The 16,522-nt window shown below is 62.4% G+C and carries 10 protein-coding genes; 3 read left to right on the top strand and 7 right to left on the bottom strand.

Annotation, left to right across the window (positions count from 1 at the left end; genetic code table 11):
• Nucleotides 1-6 precede the first annotated feature (6 nt).
• On the bottom strand, nucleotides 7-504 hold the full coding sequence (locus AB7933_RS15625; RefSeq protein WP_024075163.1) for an MgtC/SapB family protein: 498 nt from the start codon (nucleotides 502-504) through the stop codon (nucleotides 7-9).
• Nucleotides 505-624: 120 nt separating this feature from the next.
• Here AB7933_RS15625 and AB7933_RS15620 point away from each other — a divergent pair, with 120 nt between their 5' ends.
• The 3 genes from AB7933_RS15620 to mapR all read left to right on the top strand — a co-directional run bounded on the left by AB7933_RS15620 (nucleotide 625) and on the right by mapR (nucleotide 4,110).
• Nucleotides 625-864 carry a DUF3203 family protein gene (locus tag AB7933_RS15620; RefSeq protein ID WP_024075162.1) on the top strand — a complete coding sequence of 80 codons (240 nt, stop codon included), beginning with the start codon at nucleotides 625-627 and terminating at the stop codon, nucleotides 862-864.
• A 184-nt stretch (nucleotides 865-1,048) separates the two neighbouring features.
• Nucleotides 1,049-2,464, top strand: coding sequence for a cytochrome c oxidase accessory protein CcoG (ccoG, locus tag AB7933_RS15615; protein WP_041161189.1), 1,416 nt, complete (start codon nucleotides 1,049-1,051; stop codon nucleotides 2,462-2,464).
• A gap of 236 nt (nucleotides 2,465-2,700) precedes the next feature.
• Nucleotides 2,701-4,110, top strand: coding sequence for a GntR family transcriptional regulator MpaR (gene mapR / locus AB7933_RS15610; protein WP_024075160.1), 1,410 nt, complete (start codon nucleotides 2,701-2,703; stop codon nucleotides 4,108-4,110).
• A gap of 58 nt (nucleotides 4,111-4,168) precedes the next feature.
• On the opposite strand, the gene AB7933_RS15605 is transcribed toward mapR, so the two are convergent.
• The 6 genes from AB7933_RS15605 to AB7933_RS15580 form a co-directional block, all read right to left on the bottom strand.
• A complete protein-coding gene (locus AB7933_RS15605; RefSeq protein WP_024075159.1) occupies nucleotides 4,169-4,915 on the bottom strand; it encodes an SDR family oxidoreductase in 747 nt (248 codons plus the stop codon).
• Between the two features lie 54 nt (nucleotides 4,916-4,969).
• Nucleotides 4,970-7,066 carry a putative bifunctional diguanylate cyclase/phosphodiesterase gene (locus AB7933_RS15600; protein WP_024075158.1) on the bottom strand — a complete coding sequence of 699 codons (2,097 nt, stop codon included), beginning with the start codon at nucleotides 7,064-7,066 and terminating at the stop codon, nucleotides 4,970-4,972.
• A 225-nt stretch (nucleotides 7,067-7,291) separates the two neighbouring features.
• Nucleotides 7,292-8,857 carry an efflux transporter outer membrane subunit gene (locus AB7933_RS15595; RefSeq protein ID WP_024075157.1) on the bottom strand — a complete coding sequence of 522 codons (1,566 nt, stop codon included), beginning with the start codon at nucleotides 8,855-8,857 and terminating at the stop codon, nucleotides 7,292-7,294.
• Nucleotides 8,854-11,961, bottom strand: coding sequence for an efflux RND transporter permease subunit (locus AB7933_RS15590; protein ID WP_024075156.1), 3,108 nt, complete (start codon nucleotides 11,959-11,961; stop codon nucleotides 8,854-8,856). Before AB7933_RS15590 ends, AB7933_RS15595 begins: the two co-directional genes overlap by 4 nt.
• On the bottom strand, nucleotides 11,958-15,059 hold the full coding sequence (locus tag AB7933_RS15585; RefSeq protein WP_024075155.1) for an MdtB/MuxB family multidrug efflux RND transporter permease subunit: 3,102 nt from the start codon (nucleotides 15,057-15,059) through the stop codon (nucleotides 11,958-11,960). The genes AB7933_RS15590 and AB7933_RS15585 overlap by 4 nt, the downstream gene beginning before the upstream one ends.
• Nucleotides 15,056-16,354: an MdtA/MuxA family multidrug efflux RND transporter periplasmic adaptor subunit gene (locus AB7933_RS15580; RefSeq protein WP_024075154.1), complete on the bottom strand. Its 1,299-nt coding sequence runs from the start codon at nucleotides 16,352-16,354 to the stop codon at nucleotides 15,056-15,058. Before AB7933_RS15580 ends, AB7933_RS15585 begins: the two co-directional genes overlap by 4 nt.
• Nucleotides 16,355-16,522: the final 168 nt, after the last annotated feature.

The following is a 16,522-nucleotide window of genomic DNA, read 5'->3' as shown; positions in this document are numbered from 1 at the left end:
CGGTGGTCATTGATCCTTCTCAAAGACCTTGACGATCCTCGGCATCACGCTGAACACCGCCAGGGCCAGTAACGTACTGAGCACCGCCGTCGACTCGCGCCCCATCCCCGCCGCCACCCCAATGGCGGCGGTCATCCACAACCCGGCGGCGGTGGTCAGGCCCTTGACGTGCTGGCCCTCCTCGTCCTCCTTGCCTTTGAGGATAGTGCCCGCCCCCAGGAACCCAATCCCGGCAATCACCCCCTGCACCACCCGGCTCATGGCATCCGCCTGGTTGCCGGACATCTGTGGCACCAACACGAACAGCGCGGCGCCCAGGGCCACCAGCATGTGCGTGCGCACCCCGGCCGCCTTGCCCTTGTACTCACGTTCAAAACCGAGGATTCCGCCCAGGAGCGCGGCGATCAACAAGCGTACTGTGATCTGGGTGAGTTGCTTCGCATCGGTAATATCGGCGAATTCGGCTTGCAGGGTTTGCCAGACTTCGTGCCACCAAGCGTCCATGGAAACTGTCCTGTATAGGGGTCGATAAAGCATGGACCGCAGCGACCGCCAGTCAGTTGCCTGGAACCACTGCCGACGGCATGCCCCTAACCTTCATAGCCTATGAAAAGGGAGATCAGCATGACCGTACGTATCGAAAACCATCTGTGCTATTTCATGCTCGATGAAAACGGCCAGGAACAAAGCGTGCCGGCTACCCGAGTCAAGGTTCTCACCGACAACGACAAAGCCATGTCTTACGTGGACCTGGCCGGCCAGCGGATCTATATCACCGAAGCCGAGGCCGACGCCCTGACGGTCGAGGGTGCAACGGATGCACGCAACCACGTCAAGGCCGAAGAGCCTGGTTCGCTGATTTAATTGATCTGCGTCAGCATCGCCAAATCAAGCCTGCACCCCAGGCGCCACGGGGTGCAGCACATTGTCGCAGCGCTAGGCCACCAACGTATCTGATCCGCTTTTTATCGCCATACCTGAGCCTGTTATGCAAACAGAGCGACGGGCATAGTTCATCCGCCTGATGGAGGCTGATGAGCGAATGACCATGAGCGAAATAATCCCCGTCCGAACCGTGGAACCCCATGCACCTGCGCACCCAAAGAAGGTGAAGGCCGCATCCAGCGACAACCTGATTCACACCCGCAGCTTTACCGGCCTGTTTCGTACCTTGCGCGTGAGCGGTGCAGGCTTTCTGTTCCTGGCCTTCTTCGGCACCGTGTGGCTGAACTGGGGCGGTCGCCAGGCCGTGCTGTGGGACCTGGCTGAAAGCAAATTCCATATCTTTGGCGCGACCTTCTGGCCCCAGGACTTCATCCTGCTGTCGGCGCTGCTGATCATCTGCGCCTTCGGCCTGTTTGCGATCACTGTGTTTGCCGGCCGCGTATGGTGCGGCTACACCTGCCCGCAAAGCTCCTTTACCTGGTTGTTCATGTGGTGCGAAAAAATCACCGAAGGCGAACGCAACCAGCGCATCAAGCTGCAAGCGGCCCCCTGGAGCCTGAATAAACTGGCGCGGCGCTCGGCCAAACATACGTTGTGGCTGGGCATCAGTATGCTGACCGGGCTGACTTTTGTCGGCTACTTCACCCCCATTCGCCCGCTGGCCACCGAACTGCTGACCTGGCAGATGGGGGGCGTGAGCCTGTTCTGGGTGCTGTTTTTCACCGCAGCCACCTACATCAATGCCGGCTGGCTGCGCGAAGCCGTGTGCATGCACATGTGCCCCTACGCCCGGTTCCAGAGCGTGATGTTCGACAAAGACACCCTGACCATCTCCTATGATGTGGCCCGTGGCGAAAGCCGCGGCCCGCGCAAACGCGAGGTGAAACCGGCGGATGTCGGCCTGGGCGACTGTATCGACTGCCAGTTGTGCGTGCAGGTCTGCCCCACCGGCATCGATATCCGCGACGGCCTGCAAATGGAGTGCATCGGCTGCGCGGCGTGCATCGACGCCTGCGATTCGATCATGGACAAAATGGGCTATGCCCGTGGCCTGGTGAGCTATACCTCCGAACATCAACTGCAAGGTGGCAAGACTCACCTGCTGCGGCCGCGCCTGATCGGCTACAGTGCCGTGCTGCTGGTGATGATCGCGGCGCTGGTGGTGGCGTTGGTGCAACGGCCGATGGTGTCGCTGGACGTTACCAAGGATCGTGGCATGTTCCGCGAGAACGCCCAGGGCTTGATCGAAAACATCTACAGCCTCAAGGTCATCAACAAGACGCAGCAGCGCCAGGATTACCGCCTGGAGCTGGTGGACGCCGAGGGCTTCCAACTGCAGGGCAAGACCGAGATCAGCCTGGCACCCGGGGAAATCAGCGATGTGCCGGTATCGGTGGCATTGCTGGCCGACAAGCCGGCGAGCAGTTCGCAGACGTTGCGGTTCAAGGTGTCGGATGTGGATGAACCCTGGATCTACAGTGCGGCCGATAGCCGCTTCGTGGCGCCGCTCAACCGCTGAGACCTCGGTACCGAGAATGATAAAGATCAAATGTGGGAGATGGGCTTTTTTGTAGGAGCGAGGGGGACGCCTAGTTCTTGCTCGCGAAGAACTCAAAGGCGCCGCGTTGATTCAGGAAGCACGCGTTATCGTTGACGTTTTTCGCGAGCGAGCTCGCTCCTACAGAAGGCGATGTACGGCATCAGGGCTCTCCCAATCGGATCTCCACTCATATAAAACACGTGTTTAAGGCCAAAATGAAACGCTACGAAAAATTCGCCGACGACATTGCCGAACTGATCCGCTCCGGCGTCCTCGGCCCCGGCCAACGGGTGCCCTCGGTGCGCTATGCCAGCCAGACCTACGGCGTCAGCCCATCCACCGTCTTCCAGGCCTACTACCTGCTGGAGCGCCGGGGCCTGATCCGTGCGCGTCCGCGCTCTGGCTACTTCGTCAATACCCATGCACCCAGCCCGTTTTCCGAGCCGGTGGTGAGCGAGCAGGTCCACGAGTCCACCGAGGTCGATGTGAGCGAACTGGTGTTCTCGGTACTCGACTCCATCAAGGACCCGAACACCGTGCCCTTCGGTTCAGCCTTCCCCAGCCCGATGCTGTTCCCGCTGCCACGCCTGGCCCGCTCCCTGGCCAGCGCCAGCCGTGAGATGGACCCGCGCCTGGTGGTCACCGACATGTCGCCGGGCAACCCGCAATTGCGACGCCAGATTGCCCTGCGCTACATGGTCGGCGGGCTGATGCTGCCCATGGAAGAACTGCTGATCACCAACGGGGCGCTGGAGGCCCTGAACCTGTGCCTGCAGGCCGTCACCGAGCCGGGTGACCTGGTGGCCATTGAAGCCCCCGCGTTCTATGCCTGCCTGCAGGTGCTGGAACGCCTGAAGCTCAAGGCGGTGGAGATCCCGGTGCATCCACGCGATGGTATTGACCTTAACGCGTTGTCGCAAAGCCTTGAGCGCTACCCGATCAAGGCCTGCTGGACCATGACCAGCTTCCAGAACCCCATGGGCGCCACACTGCCAGAGTCGAAGAAACAGGAACTGGTGGAGCTGTTGCGCCGTCACCAGGTGCCGCTGATCGAAGACGACGTCTACGCCGAGCTGTACTACGGGCAACAGGCACCGAAACCGGCCAAGGCCTTCGACACCGAGGGCCTGGTGATGCACTGCGGTTCATTCGCCAAGAGCCTGGCCCCGGGTTACCGGGTTGGTTGGGTCGCGGCCGGGCGTTATGCGCAGAAGGTCGAGCGCTTGAAGCTGATGACCTCGCTCTGCCCGTCGATGCCGGCCCAGGCAGCCATCGCCGACTACCTGCAACACGGCGGCTATGATCGGCACCTGCGCAAATTGCGCTATGCCCTGGAAGAACAGCAAAGCGCCATGCTTGCCGCCATTGCACGCTACTTTCCGGCGCAGACACGGGTCAGCCAGCCGGCCGGCGGCTACTTCCTGTGGTTGGAACTGCCAGAGCAGACAGACTCGTTGAAATTGTTCCAGATGGCTTTGGCCCAGGGCATCAGCATTGCGCCGGGACCGATTTTCTCGGCAACCCAGCGTTTCCGCAATTGCATTCGCTTGAACTATGGCAGCCCATGGACCGAGGCGTCGGAAAAGGCGATGGAGACGTTAGGCCGGATCGTAAGGTCATTCTGAGCAGGAACCCGGCGGAGTAATGAACCTGCGCCGACTTCCGAGCTGATTGCGCTGACGCTTAACGGCCACCGCCCAGGTCGACAAATGTGCCCGTGGCATAAGAAGCCTTATCCGACAACAACCAGATAATCGCTTCCGCCACTTCATCCGGGCGCCCGCCCCGGGCCATGGGGATGCCAGACTCCAGCTTGCTGACCCGATTCGGGTCGCCGCTCAAGGCATGGAAGTCGGTAAAGATATAGCCGGGGCGCACCGCGTTGACACGAATGCCTTCGCCCGCGACTTCCTTCGACAAGCCAATGGTGAAGGTATCGAGCGCGCCCTTGGAGGCTGCGTAATCGACATACTCTCCCGGTGAGCCGAGCCGCGCGGCCACCGATGACACGTTGACGATACTGCCGCCCTGCCCGCCATGCTTGGGCGACATGCGCAGCACGGCATGCTTGGCACACAGGATCGGGCCAAGCACATTGGTCTTCATGACTTTCAGGATGCGAAACTCGGACATTTCGTCCACCCGCGATTTATGCCCCACGGTGCCAGCATTGTTGACCAACGCCGTGACCCGGCCCAGTTCGGCGTCGACGCGATGAAACAGTGCGATCACTTCATCTTCGATGCTGACATCCGCCCGCACGGCAATCGCCTGGGCGCCCAGGGCCCGAACCTGTTCAAGCACGCGGTGCGCGGCGTCCTCGTCGGATTGGTAATTGATGCAGATGCGATAGCCCTCGCGAGCGGCCAGCAATGCCGTCTCGGCGCCAATCCCACGGCTGCCCCCGGTGATGATGACGACTTTGTCCATGCGTGCGGTCCCCTGTTTCAACCTGATGTTTATGCATGAATCCAATACTAACTGTCACCTACGGCTTTTGTCAGGCGCCAACGCGTCTTCGACGCGCTGGATGCCGACCATGAAGCCGTCAGCCGGCAGCGGGTGTCCGAGCAGATAACCTTGCAGGGAATCACAGCCCAGGCGGGTCAGGAAACGCTGCTGCGCATCGGTTTCCACGCCTTCGGCGACGATCCGCAGGCCCAGGGCCTGGCCCAGGGCGACAATGGCCGAGACGATGGCGGCATCGTCGCTGTCGTGCTCCAGGTCGCGTACAAACCCACGGTCGATCTTCAGTTCGTTGGCCGGCAGGCGCTTGAGGTACATCAGGCTGGAATAGCCGGTGCCAAAGTCATCGATGGACAGATCGACCCCCATGTCGGAAAGCTGCTGCAACACCGTCATGCTCGCATCGGCATCGCGCATGGCGGTGGTCTCGGTGATCTCCAGGGTCAGGCTGTTGGCCGGCAACTGGTGACGCTCCAAGGCCGCCGCCACACTCTGGACCAGCCCCCCATGGCAGAACTGCAACGCCGAGAGGTTAACGGCAATGCGCCACCCCTCGTAGCCCTGGCCGTACCACTCGCGCATCTGGCGGCAGGCTTCATTGAGCACCCATTCCCCCATCGGGATGATCAGCCCGGTCTTTTCCGCCAATTCGATAAACGTGTCGGGCAACAGCAAACCGTGCTGCGGATGCTCCCAGCGCAGCAACGCTTCGGCCCCTACCGGGAGACCACTGACGGCGTCGAATTTGGGCTGGTAATACAACCGGAACTGCTGGTGTTCGAGGGCATTGCGCAGGTCCTGCAACAACTGCAGCTGCTTGCGCGCGTTAGTGTTCATCGACACATCGAAGAAGCTGTAGCCATTCTTGCCCATGCCCTTGGCGTGGTACATCGCGGCATCGGCGTTCATCAGCAGCTCCTGGGGGTTACCGCCGTTGCCGGGGTACAGGGCAATGCCGACGCTGGCGGAGATTTTCAACGCATGCTCGGCCACCTGGAACGCGCGATTGATCAACGACACCTGGCGTTCAGCCAGGCCGAGGGCATCATCCGGCTGCGTCAGTTGCACCAGCAGCACGAACTCATCCCCGCCGATACGCGCCAGGGTGTCCTGGCTGCGCAGGTCTTCACGCAGGCGCTGGCCGACCTCGCGCAGCAACTGATCTCCCAAGTGGTGGCCGAAGGCATCGTTGACCGGTTTGAAGCCATCCAGGTCGATAAACATCAGGGCGAAGCAACCGCCCTGCTCCTTAACGGCCTGCATCGCCTGCTGAATACGGTCTGCGAGCAAGGTGCGATTGGGCAGGCCGGTGAGCATGTCGTGCAGGGCCAGGTGGGTCAGTTCCTGGTTCGCCAGGGTCAGGGAGTCGGCGAGTATGGCGGTGCGGGCTTCCAGGCGCGCATCAAGCAGCGAGGTCAGCAATGCAATGGCAAGCACGGCCAAGGTCGTCACCAACACCAGGTTATCCAGGCCCTTGCCACTCAAGCCGGTCAAGGCGGCGCCGCAGAAACTGTCATCGGCAAAGCGTGCCGCGGCCATACCGGTGTAATGCATGCCAACAATGGCAAACCCCATTACCACCGCCGCCCCGCCACGTACCAGGCGTACGTAGGGAGTATTGCGCCGAAGGTTAAAGGCGATCCAAAGTGCCGCGCCGGACGCCACCACCGCTATCAGCAACGACACGCCAAACAAGCCGGGGTCGTAGTCGATGCCCGGCGTCATGCGCATCGCGGCCATGCCGGTGTAATGCATGCTGGCGATGCCCATCCCCATGACCAGCGCGCCAAACACCAGCTGCCAGGCGGGCAGGTGCTGCTGGCTCACCAGCCATAAGGCAAAACCGCTGGACAACACCGCGATCAACAGCGACAGCGCGGTAATGCCCAGGTCAAATCCCAGGGCAAACGGCAGGCGCAGCGCCAACATGCCGATAAAGTGCATGGACCACACCCCCACGCCCATGGCCAGCGCCCCGCCTGCTATCCATAGATAAACCGCGCGCCCGCTGGCCGTGGCGATGCGGCCACTGAGGTCCAGCGCGGTATAGGACGCGAGGATCGCAACGAACAGGGAGATCACAACCAGGGAGGGGGAATAACTACCGACAAGCATGCAATTTCTCGTGCGCAACGGGCCGGAGAGGCCCGTGCCAAGTGGCAAAGCGGGCGATTGTAGCGAGAATAATTCTTGGGCACTCGATTAATTATCAGAGAGCCATCAGTGGCATTTTGACGCCAATCTACCGGCTCAACGCCGATCGATTCTTGCCGTCATGCCTACTGCTTAGCCTCCACATTATCGCTGCCAAAATGCGGCTCACTGTCCTGCCTTGCGCACTCACTCCTTCTCGGCAATCGACGTCTGCCCATCCCAGCCACCGCCCAGTGCGGCGATCAGTTGCACGCTCGCCACCAATCGCGACTGCAGCAAGGTCAACACAGTGCGCTCGTTACTCAAAGCGGTGGCCTGCACAGTGACCACATCCAGATAGGCAATCAGCCCCGCCTTGTATTGGTTCTGGGTCAAGCGCAACGACTCCCGCGCGGCTTCCAGGGCTTCGTTGCTGACCACGGCCTCGTCTTCCAGCACCTTGAGCTGGACCATGTAGTTTTCCACTTCGCGGAACCCGTCCAGTACGGTCTGGCGGTACTTGGCCACGGTTTCGTCATAGGAAGCCACTGTGCGGTCCACTTCCGCCGAGCGCTGGCCGCCGTCGAACAGGGTCATGGCGAGTTTCGGCCCGACCGACCAGAAGCGGTTCGGCAGGCTGATCCAATCGGCATAGGTGCTGCTGGAGTACCCGCCGGCCAGGCTGAGGCTCAGGTCCGGGTAATAGGCGGCCTTGGCCACGCCGATATTGGCGTTGGCAGCGATCACTGAGCGCTCGGCCGAAGCGATGTCCGGGCGACGCTCGAGCAATTGCGAAGGCAGGCTGACCGGGATCTGCGGCAATGCCGGGATGTCCTTGCTCACCGCCAGGTTGAAGTTGGCGGGTGCCTCACCGATCAACACGGCGATGGCGTTTTCCAGTTGCGCGCGCTGCCAGATCAGGTCGATCAGGCTGGCTTGGGTCGTCTTGAGCTGGGTTTGCGCCTGGGCCACCGCTTCCTTGCCGGAGACACCGGCGCGGTATTGGTTTTCGGTCATTTGCAGGGAGCGTTGGTACGTGTCCAGGGTGGCTTGCAGCAGACGGGTCTGCTCGTCCATGACCCGCAATTGCAGGTAGCTTTGCACCAGTTCCGACTGTTGGCTCAAGCGCATCGCGGCCAGGTCGGCCGAGCTGGCTTCGGCGCTGGCTTCGTTGGCCTCCAGGCCGCGGCGCAACTTGCCCCAGATGTCGGCTTCCCAGCTCACGCCCAGCTGGGCGTTGAGGGTGTTGCGGATGCCGCTGCTGGAACTGCTGAGGCTCGCGCTGCTGCTACCAGAGCCCTGGCTCGCGCGGGTTTTTCCGACGCTCAGGTCAACGGTGGGGTAAAACGCGCCACGGGAACTGCGCACCAGGGCCTGGGCCTGGCGAAAACGTGCTTCGGCCTGGGCCACGGTCTGGTTGGAGCTGTTCAGGCGCTGCACCAGGTCATTGAGTTGACGATCACCGTACAGCTCCCACCAGGCGCCACGGGCCAGGGAATCGCTCGGCGTGGCCTGGCGCCAGCCCTGGGCCTCCTTGAACTGCGCCGGTTCGATGACTTCCGGGCGATGGTAGTCAGGGCCGACGGCGCAGGCGCTGAGCAACAACGCCAACCCCACTGTAGGAGCGAGCTTGCTCGCGAAGGTCGTTAACGATAACGCGCCGAGCCTGAATGAACGCGGGGCCTGCCGTTTTTTCGCGAGCAAGCTCGCTCCTACAGGGGTGGGTGCCGTGTCGGAAACCCGCCGTGCATGGGTGTGGGTTGAATCGGTCATAGCGCAGTGTCCAGGGCAGCATCGGTACGCACGCCACGCCAGGCGTTGAAACGGTGGCGCGCGCGGTCTAGATAAAGGTAAACCACCGGGGTGGTGTAGAGGGTCAGGATCTGGCTGAAGGCCAGGCCGCCGATGATGGTCAAGCCCAGTGGGTGGCGCATTTCCGCGCCATCACCAGCGCCCAGCAGCAAGGGCAAGGCGCCGAGAATGGCGGCCAGGGTGGTCATCAGGATCGGCCGCAAGCGCAGCAGGCAGGCACTGCGAATCGACTCCAGCGGGTCCATGCCGTCGTTACGCTCCAACTGCAAGGCCAGGTCGATCATCAAGATGGCGTTCTTCTTCACCACGCCGATCAGCAGGAACAGGCCCAGCAAGGAAATCAGGCTGAACTCGCCGCCCGTCAGGTAGATGGCGAGCATCGCACCGACCCCGGCCGACGGCAGGGTCGAGAGGATCGTCAGCGGGTGGATATAGCTTTCATAGAGGATGCCCAGCACCAGGTACACCGCCACCAGCGCGCCGAGAATCATGAACGGCTGGCCCTTCTGCGTCGCCGCGAAGGCGTCGGCGGTGCCGGCCATCTTGGCAATCACATCCTCAGGCAAGCCGAGCTTGGCGATCGCTCGCTCGATGGCGGCCGTCCCCTGCTCCACCGTCACACCGGGCGCCATGTCGAAGGCAATGTTTTCCGAGGCGAACTGGCCTTCATGGCTGACGCGATCGTCTGCCAGGCTGTTTTCATAGTGGGCAATGGTCGACAACGGCACCCGCGCGCCACTGGACGTGATCACCTGCATCTGGTTCAGGGTAATCGGGTCCTGGGCGTATTTCGGGTTGACCTCCATCACCACCTGGTACTGGTTGAGGCTGTCGTAGATGGTGGAAATCTGCCGCTGGCTGTAGGCATTGTTCAAGACTGCCGTGACCATGCTCATGTCGATGCCCAGGCGCTTGGCCTGGTCGCGGTCAACGATCAGCGTGACCTGGGCAGCGCCGCGGCCTTCGCGGGCATCGATGGCGGTCAGCTCGGGCAGCTCACGCAGGGCGGCCACGACTTTCGGGTACCACAGGCGCAGCGCGGCCAAGTCACCGCTTTGCAGGATGTAGGAATACTGTGCAGTGGTCTGGTCACGGCTGCCGCCGAATTGCAGGTCCTGGTCGGCCATCAGGAACAGGCGCCCGCCCGGCACCAGCGGCACATCCTTGCGCAAGCGCTCGATCACCGCTTGCGCCGAGACCTTGCGTTCGCTGATAGGCTTGAGCCGCACCAGCATCACCGCGTTGTTGGTGCCGTTGCTCCCGCCGATAAACCCGGCCACGCTGAGTACCGCCGGGTCCTTGAGCACCGCCTTGCGGAAGGTCTCCATCTTCGGCTGCATCACGCTGAACGACAGCCCGTCATCCCCGCGCACGAAGCCGATCAACTGGCCGGTGTCCTGCTGCGGCATAAAGGTTTTCGGCACCACGACATACAACGCCACGTTCATGCCGATGGTCAGCAACAGGCTGAGCAGGGTCAGTCGGCGGTGGCGCAGCACCCAGTCGAGGCTGGTGGCGTAGCCGGCGACCATGCGGTCGTTGATCTTCTGGCTCCAGCGCTGCAAACCGGTCATCTGGCCTTTGACATGGGGCTTGAGCCAGCGGGCGCAGAGCATCGGCGTCAGGGTCAGCGAGACAATCAGCGACACAATGATCGCCGCCGACAAAGTGATGGAAAACTCGCGGAACAGGTTGGTAACGATGCCGCCCATGAACAGGATGGACAGGAACACCGCCACCAGCGACACGTTCATCGACAACAAGGTAAAGCCGACTTCCTGGGCGCCCAGGTACGCCGCCTTCATCGGTGGCACCCCTTCGTCGATATGTCGGGAAATGTTCTCCAGTACCACGATGGCATCGTCCACCACCAGGCCGGTCGCCAGGATCAGCGCCATCAGCGAGAAGTTGTTCAACGAAAACCCGTACAGGTACATCACCGCGAACGTCCCCACCAGCGACACCGGCACCGCCAGGGTCGGAATCAATGAGGCGCGGAAGTTACCGAGGAACAGGTACACCACCAGGATGACCAGGCCCACGGCAATCAGCAGGGTCATCTCGGCTTCATGCAAGGTCGCGGTGATCACCGGCGAGCGGTCCATCGCCAGGCTCAGCTTGACGCTGGACGGCAGCACCGCCTGCAATGCCGGCAGCTGGGCCTTGATCTGCCTCACGGTCTCGATGATGTTGGCGCCGGACTGGCGATTGATCACCAGCAGCACCGCCGAATCGTTGTTGAAGAAACCACTGTTGTAGCGGTCTTCCACGCCATCAGTGATCGTGGCCACATCCTTCAGGCGCAGGGCCGCGCCGTTCTGGTAGCGAATCAGCAGCGGTTCATAGTCCTTGGCCTTTTCCAACTGGTCATTGGCCTGGATCTGCCAATTGCGCTCGCTGTCTTCCAGGGAGCCCTTGGGGCGCCGCTGGTTCGCGTTGGCAATGGTGTTGCGCACATCGTCCAGGGCCACGCCGTACTGGTCGAGAGCCTTGGGTTCAAGTTCGATACGCACCGCCGGCAGGGAGCTGCCGCCGATCTGCACTTCGCCCACGCCGGGCACCTGGGACAGGCTTTGCGAGAGGATGGTCGAGGCCAGGTCGTACAACTGGCCTTTCTGCAACACATCCGAGGTCAGCGACAGCACCATGATCGGTGCCTGGGACGGGTTGATTTTCTTGTAGGTGGGCATGCTGCGCATGCCGCTGGGCAGCAGGTTGCGCGAAGCGTTGATGGCCGCCTGCACTTCCCGCGCCGCGCCGTTGATGTCACGGTCGGAGTCGAACGCCAGGATCACCCGGGTGGAGCCCTGGCTCGACGAACTGCTCATGGTGGTAATGCCGGCAATCGCGCCAAAGGAGCGCTCCAACGGCGTGGCCACGGTCGACGCCATCACCTCGGGGCTCGCGCCGGGCAAGCTGGCCGAGACCACGATCACCGGGAAATCGATCTGCGGCAGCGGCGACACCGGCAGCAGGTTAAAGCTGACACCGCCCAGCAACAGGATCGCCAGGCTCAGCAGCATGGTGGCGACCGGCCGGCGAATGAAAGGTCCGGACAGGTTCATGACTCAACCGGCTCCAGGCTTTGCGGCTCTTTGCGCCAGCGACGACCGAGGCGGTCGAAGTACAGGTAGATCACCGGGGTGGTGAACAGGGTCAACACCTGGCTCACCAGCAAACCGCCAACCATCACCAGGCCCAGGGGCTGGCGCAGTTCTGCGCCGGAGCCGGTGGCCAGCATCAACGGCACCGCACCGAACAGCGCCGCCAGGGTGGTCATCAGGATCGGCCGGAAGCGCAACAGCGCCGCCTGGTAGATCGCGGTCTGCGGGTCCAGCCCCTGGTTGCGTTCGGCGTCCAGGGCGAAGTCGATCATCATGATCGCGTTCTTTTTCACGATGCCGATCAGCAGGATGATGCCGATGATCGCGATCATGCCCAGGTCATTGCCACTGAGCAGCAACGCGAGCAAGGCCCCCACCGCTGCCGACGGCAAGGTCGAAAGGATGGTGATCGGGTGGATGTAGCTCTCGTAGAGCACGCCGAGCACGATATACATGGTGACCACCGCCGCCAGGATCAGCAGCAAGGTGCTCGACAACGACGCCTCGAACGCCTGGGCGGCGCCCTGGAACTGGGTCTGCACGCCCACCGGCATGCCGATGTCCTTCTGCACCTGGTTGATCAGCTCGACGCCTTTGCCCAGCGCCACGCCGGGCGCCAGGTTGAATGACATCATCACCGCCGGGAACTGGCCGATATGCGCAATCGCCAACTGGGCCTGGCGCTGTTCCACCCGGGCCAGGCTCGACAGGCGGACCTGGCCGCCGTCGGTGGTCTTCACATGGATCTGGTTCAGCGCATCCGGCCCCAGGGTTTCGCCCGAATGGGCCTGCAAGACCACGCGGTATTGGCTGGCCTGGGTGTAAATGGTGGAAATCTGCCGCTGGCCGAAGGCGTCGTACAGCGCATCGGTAATGGTCGACACGCTGACACCCAGGCGCGAGGCCGCATCACGATCGATCACCAGGTACACCTGCAGGCCCTTGTCCTGGAGGTCGCTGGCGACGTCGGTCAGCTCCGGCAACTGGCGGAGGGCATGCACCAGCTTGCCGCTCCACAGGGCCAGCAACTCCGCATCCGGCGAGGACATGCTGAACTGGTACTGGGTTCGACTGACGCGGTCTTCAATGGTCAGGTCCTGCACCGGCTGCATGAACAGGCGGATGCCCACCAGCTTGTCGATTTCCGGTTGCAGGCGGGTGATCACCTGGGCGGCACTCAGGTCGCGCTGGCCGTGGGGCTTGAGGTTGATCAGCAAGCGGCCGCTGTTGAGGGTGGCGTTATCGCCATCCACGCCAATGTAGGACGACAGGCTTTGCACCGCCGGGTCGGCCAGGATGATCTTGGCCAGCTCCTGCTGGCGCTGGCTCATGGCCGCAAAGGATATCGACTGCGGCGCTTCGGAAATGCCCTGGATCACCCCGGTGTCCTGCACCGGGAAAAAGCCCTTGGGCACCACCAGGTACAGCACTACCGTAAGGCCCAGGGTGGCGATGGCCACCAGCAGGGTCAGCGGCTGGTGCCTGAGCACCCACTGCAATTTGCGCCCGTAGGCGCCGATCAGCCAGTCGATCCAGGCGCCGCTGGCCTTGTAGAAACGGCTTTGTTCTTCTTCCTTGGGTTCCCGCTTGAGCAGCCGCGCGCACATCATTGGCGTCAGGGTCAGGGACACCACCAGGGAAATCAGGATCGCCACCGCCAGGGTAATCGCGAATTCGCGGAACAGGCGCCCGACCACGTCAGCCATGAACAGCAACGGAATCAATACGGCGATCAGCGACAGGGTCAGGGAAATCAGGGTGAACCCGATCTGCTTGGCGCCCTTGAGCGCGGCTACCAGCGGGGTCTCGCCTTCCTCGATGTAGCGGGAAATGTTCTCCAGCATCACGATGGCATCGTCCACCACGAAGCCGGTGGCGATGGTCAGGGCCATCAGCGTGAGGTTGTTGATGGAGAAACCGGCCAGGTACATCACCCCAAAGGTGCCGACCAGCGATAGCGGCACGGCAATGGAGGGAATGATCGTGGCGCTGACCCGGCGCAGGAACAGGAAGGTCACCATCACCACCAGGGCAATGGCGATCAGCAGTTCGTGCTGCACGTCGGTGACCGACGCGCGGATGGTCTGGGTGCGGTCGGTCAGGACCGTGACGTCCAGGCCGGCCGGCAGGTTATCGGTGATACTCGGCAGCAGGGCCTTGATACGGTCCACCACCTCGATCACGTTGGCGCCCGGCTGGCGCTGGATGTTCAGCAACACGGCCTGGTTTTCATTGGCCCAGGCAGCAAGGCGTTCGTTTTCCGCACCATCGACGATCTGCGCCACATCCTTGAGGCGCAACGGTGCGCCATTGTTGTAGGCCAGGATCAGTTCGGCGTATTGCTGGGGCGAGACCAACTGGTCGTTGGCATCGAGCATCGACACCCGGGTCGGGCCGTCGAAGTTACCCTTGGGCTGGTTGACGTTGGACGCGGCGATCAGGGTGCGCACGTCCGACAGGTTCAAGCCGTTGGCGGCCAGGGCCTCGGGGTTGACCTTGATCCGCACCGCCTGGCGCTGGCCGCCGGCGATGCTGACCATGCCGACGCCGCTGATCTGCGCGATCTTCTGCGCCATGCGCGTATCGACCAGGTCATTGAGCTTGGGCAGCAGCATGGTCTTGGAGGTGATCGCCAAGGTCAACACCGGGGTGTCCGCCGGGTTGACCTTGTTGTACACCGGCGGTGCCGGCAAATCCTTGGGCAGCAGGTTGGTGGCGGCGTTGATCGCGGCCTGCACCTGTTGCTCGGCGACATCCATATTGATGTCGAGGTTGAAACGCAGGGTCAGCACCGAGGCGCCGCCGGAGCTGGTGGACGCCATCTGGGTCAGGCCGGGCATTTGCCCGAACTGGCGCTCCAGGGGCGCGGTGACGGCGCTGGTCATCACGTCCGGGCTGGCGCCAGGGTACAGGGTCATCACGCGGATGGTCGGGTAATCCACCTGGGGCAAGGCCGAGACGGGTAGCAGGCGGTACGAGATGATGCCGGCCAGGACAATGGCCAGCATGCTCAGCGTGGTGGCGACCGGGCGAAGGATAAACAGCCGCGAGAGGTTCATGAACCGACCTTTTGCGCCTTGCCGGCGTCAGCGCCGGTCTCCCCTTTCGCAGCAGGCTTGCCTTGCAGGTGCTCGGTCGGCGTGGTCGGTACCTGGCTGCTGTCGTTGACCACTTCGACTTCGCTGCCGTCCTTCAGGCGGTCGGTGCCTTCAAGCACCACCCGGTCGCCGGCGACCAGGCCCTCCTTGATCACGGTGTTATCGCCATCGCTGTCACCCACCACCAACGGCTGGACCTTGACCTTCTTATCGCCATCGAGCTTGTAGACAAAGGTGCCGTTGTTGCCGAACTGAATCGCGGCCGACGGCGCCAGTACCACGTTGTGCAGGGTATCGGCGAGCAGATGCACATTCACGAATTGGTTGGGGAACAGTACCTGGTCCTTGTTATCGAAACGTGCCTTGAACTTCAGGGTACCGGTGGTGACGTCGATCTGGTTGTCCAGGCTCTGTAGCACGCCGGTGGCCTGGCGCTTCGCATCGCCACGGTCCCAGGCCTCCACGGGCAGCTTGTTGCCGGCGTGGTAACGGGCGAGCACGGTTTCCAGGGTGCTCTCCGGCAGGGTGAAGGCCACGCTGATCGGTTGGGTCTGGGTGATCACCGCCAGCGCCGTGGTGTCGTTGGCGGCCACCAGGTTACCGACGTCGAGCTGACGCAGGCCGACGCGCCCGCTGATCGGCGCGCGGATCTTGGTGAATTCGAGGTTGAGCTTGGCGTCGTCCACCGCGCCCTGGTTGGTCTTGACCGTGCCCTGGTATTGCAGGACCAGCGCTTCGGCTGTGTCGAGGGTCTGCTTGGCGATGCTGTCCTGGGCGTAGAGGTCGCGGTAACGCTGGACGTCGACCTGGGCGTTCTTCAACTGGGCCTGGTTCTGCATCAGCGTGCCCTGGGCCTGGAGCAAGGCGTTCTGATAGCTGCGCGGGTCGATTTCCGCCAACAGGTCGCCGGCCTTGACCATCTGCCCTTCTTCAAAGGCGATCTTCACCAACTGGCCGCCCACCTGGCTGCGTACATTGATGGTGTTGAGCGCGGTGACCGTACCCAATGCCTTGTAGTACAGCGGGAATTCCCCCAGCACCGCCGGTGCCACGCGCACCGGCACCGGCCCAGTGGAACCACCGAAGCCTGGGCGTGCCATGCCCGTCTTGCTGGTGCGTGCGGCCGGCGCATCTTTATGGGCAGCGCCACCCGGCCAGAATTTCCAGCACAGACCGGCGATAACCAGCAGCACAAGCAGGCCGAACAGCCAGCGTCGGGAGTTACGGGGGGTGGATTGCATGGAGTGATCAACCATTGGGCGCGAGAGCTTCTTCTTTGGGAGGCTGAAAGATAAGCACTGGGGCGCGTTAAGAAAAGCGCCTTTACCGGCTATTTACCTTGGGCTTACATCTTTTAACTTTTGAGCTTAGTCCGCCGGCTATTTCCCTAAGCATCTGACGTGCAAATAAAAACGGCCTGGACT

Source organism: Pseudomonas gorinensis, assembly GCF_042015035.1.
GTDB lineage: Bacteria > Pseudomonadota > Gammaproteobacteria > Pseudomonadales > Pseudomonadaceae > Aquipseudomonas > Aquipseudomonas gorinensis.
The sequence above is the reverse complement of the archived record's forward strand: the minus strand, read 5'-3'. Positions and strand labels throughout refer to the sequence as shown.

What these genes read in the sequence shown, in the direction of transcription:
- AB7933_RS15585 (WP_024075155.1), bottom strand. Translation starts at nt 15,059, where the DNA reads ATGAACCTCTCGCGGCTGTTTATCCTTCGCCCGGTCGCCACCACGCTG.
- AB7933_RS15625 (WP_024075163.1), bottom strand. Translation starts at nt 504, where the DNA reads ATGGACGCTTGGTGGCACGAAGTCTGGCAAACCCTGCAAGCCGAATTC.
- ccoG (WP_041161189.1), top strand. Translation starts at nt 1,049, where the DNA reads ATGAGCGAAATAATCCCCGTCCGAACCGTGGAACCCCATGCACCTGCG.
- AB7933_RS15595 (WP_024075157.1), bottom strand. Translation starts at nt 8,857, where the DNA reads ATGACCGATTCAACCCACACCCATGCACGGCGGGTTTCCGACACGGCA.
- AB7933_RS15590 (WP_024075156.1), bottom strand. Translation starts at nt 11,961, where the DNA reads ATGAACCTGTCCGGACCTTTCATTCGCCGGCCGGTCGCCACCATGCTG.
- AB7933_RS15580 (WP_024075154.1), bottom strand. Translation starts at nt 16,354, where the DNA reads ATGGTTGATCACTCCATGCAATCCACCCCCCGTAACTCCCGACGCTGG.
- AB7933_RS15600 (WP_024075158.1), bottom strand. Translation starts at nt 7,066, where the DNA reads ATGCTTGTCGGTAGTTATTCCCCCTCCCTGGTTGTGATCTCCCTGTTC.
- AB7933_RS15605 (WP_024075159.1), bottom strand. Translation starts at nt 4,915, where the DNA reads ATGGACAAAGTCGTCATCATCACCGGGGGCAGCCGTGGGATTGGCGCC.
- mapR (WP_024075160.1), top strand. Translation starts at nt 2,701, where the DNA reads ATGAAACGCTACGAAAAATTCGCCGACGACATTGCCGAACTGATCCGC.
- AB7933_RS15620 (WP_024075162.1), top strand. Translation starts at nt 625, where the DNA reads ATGACCGTACGTATCGAAAACCATCTGTGCTATTTCATGCTCGATGAA.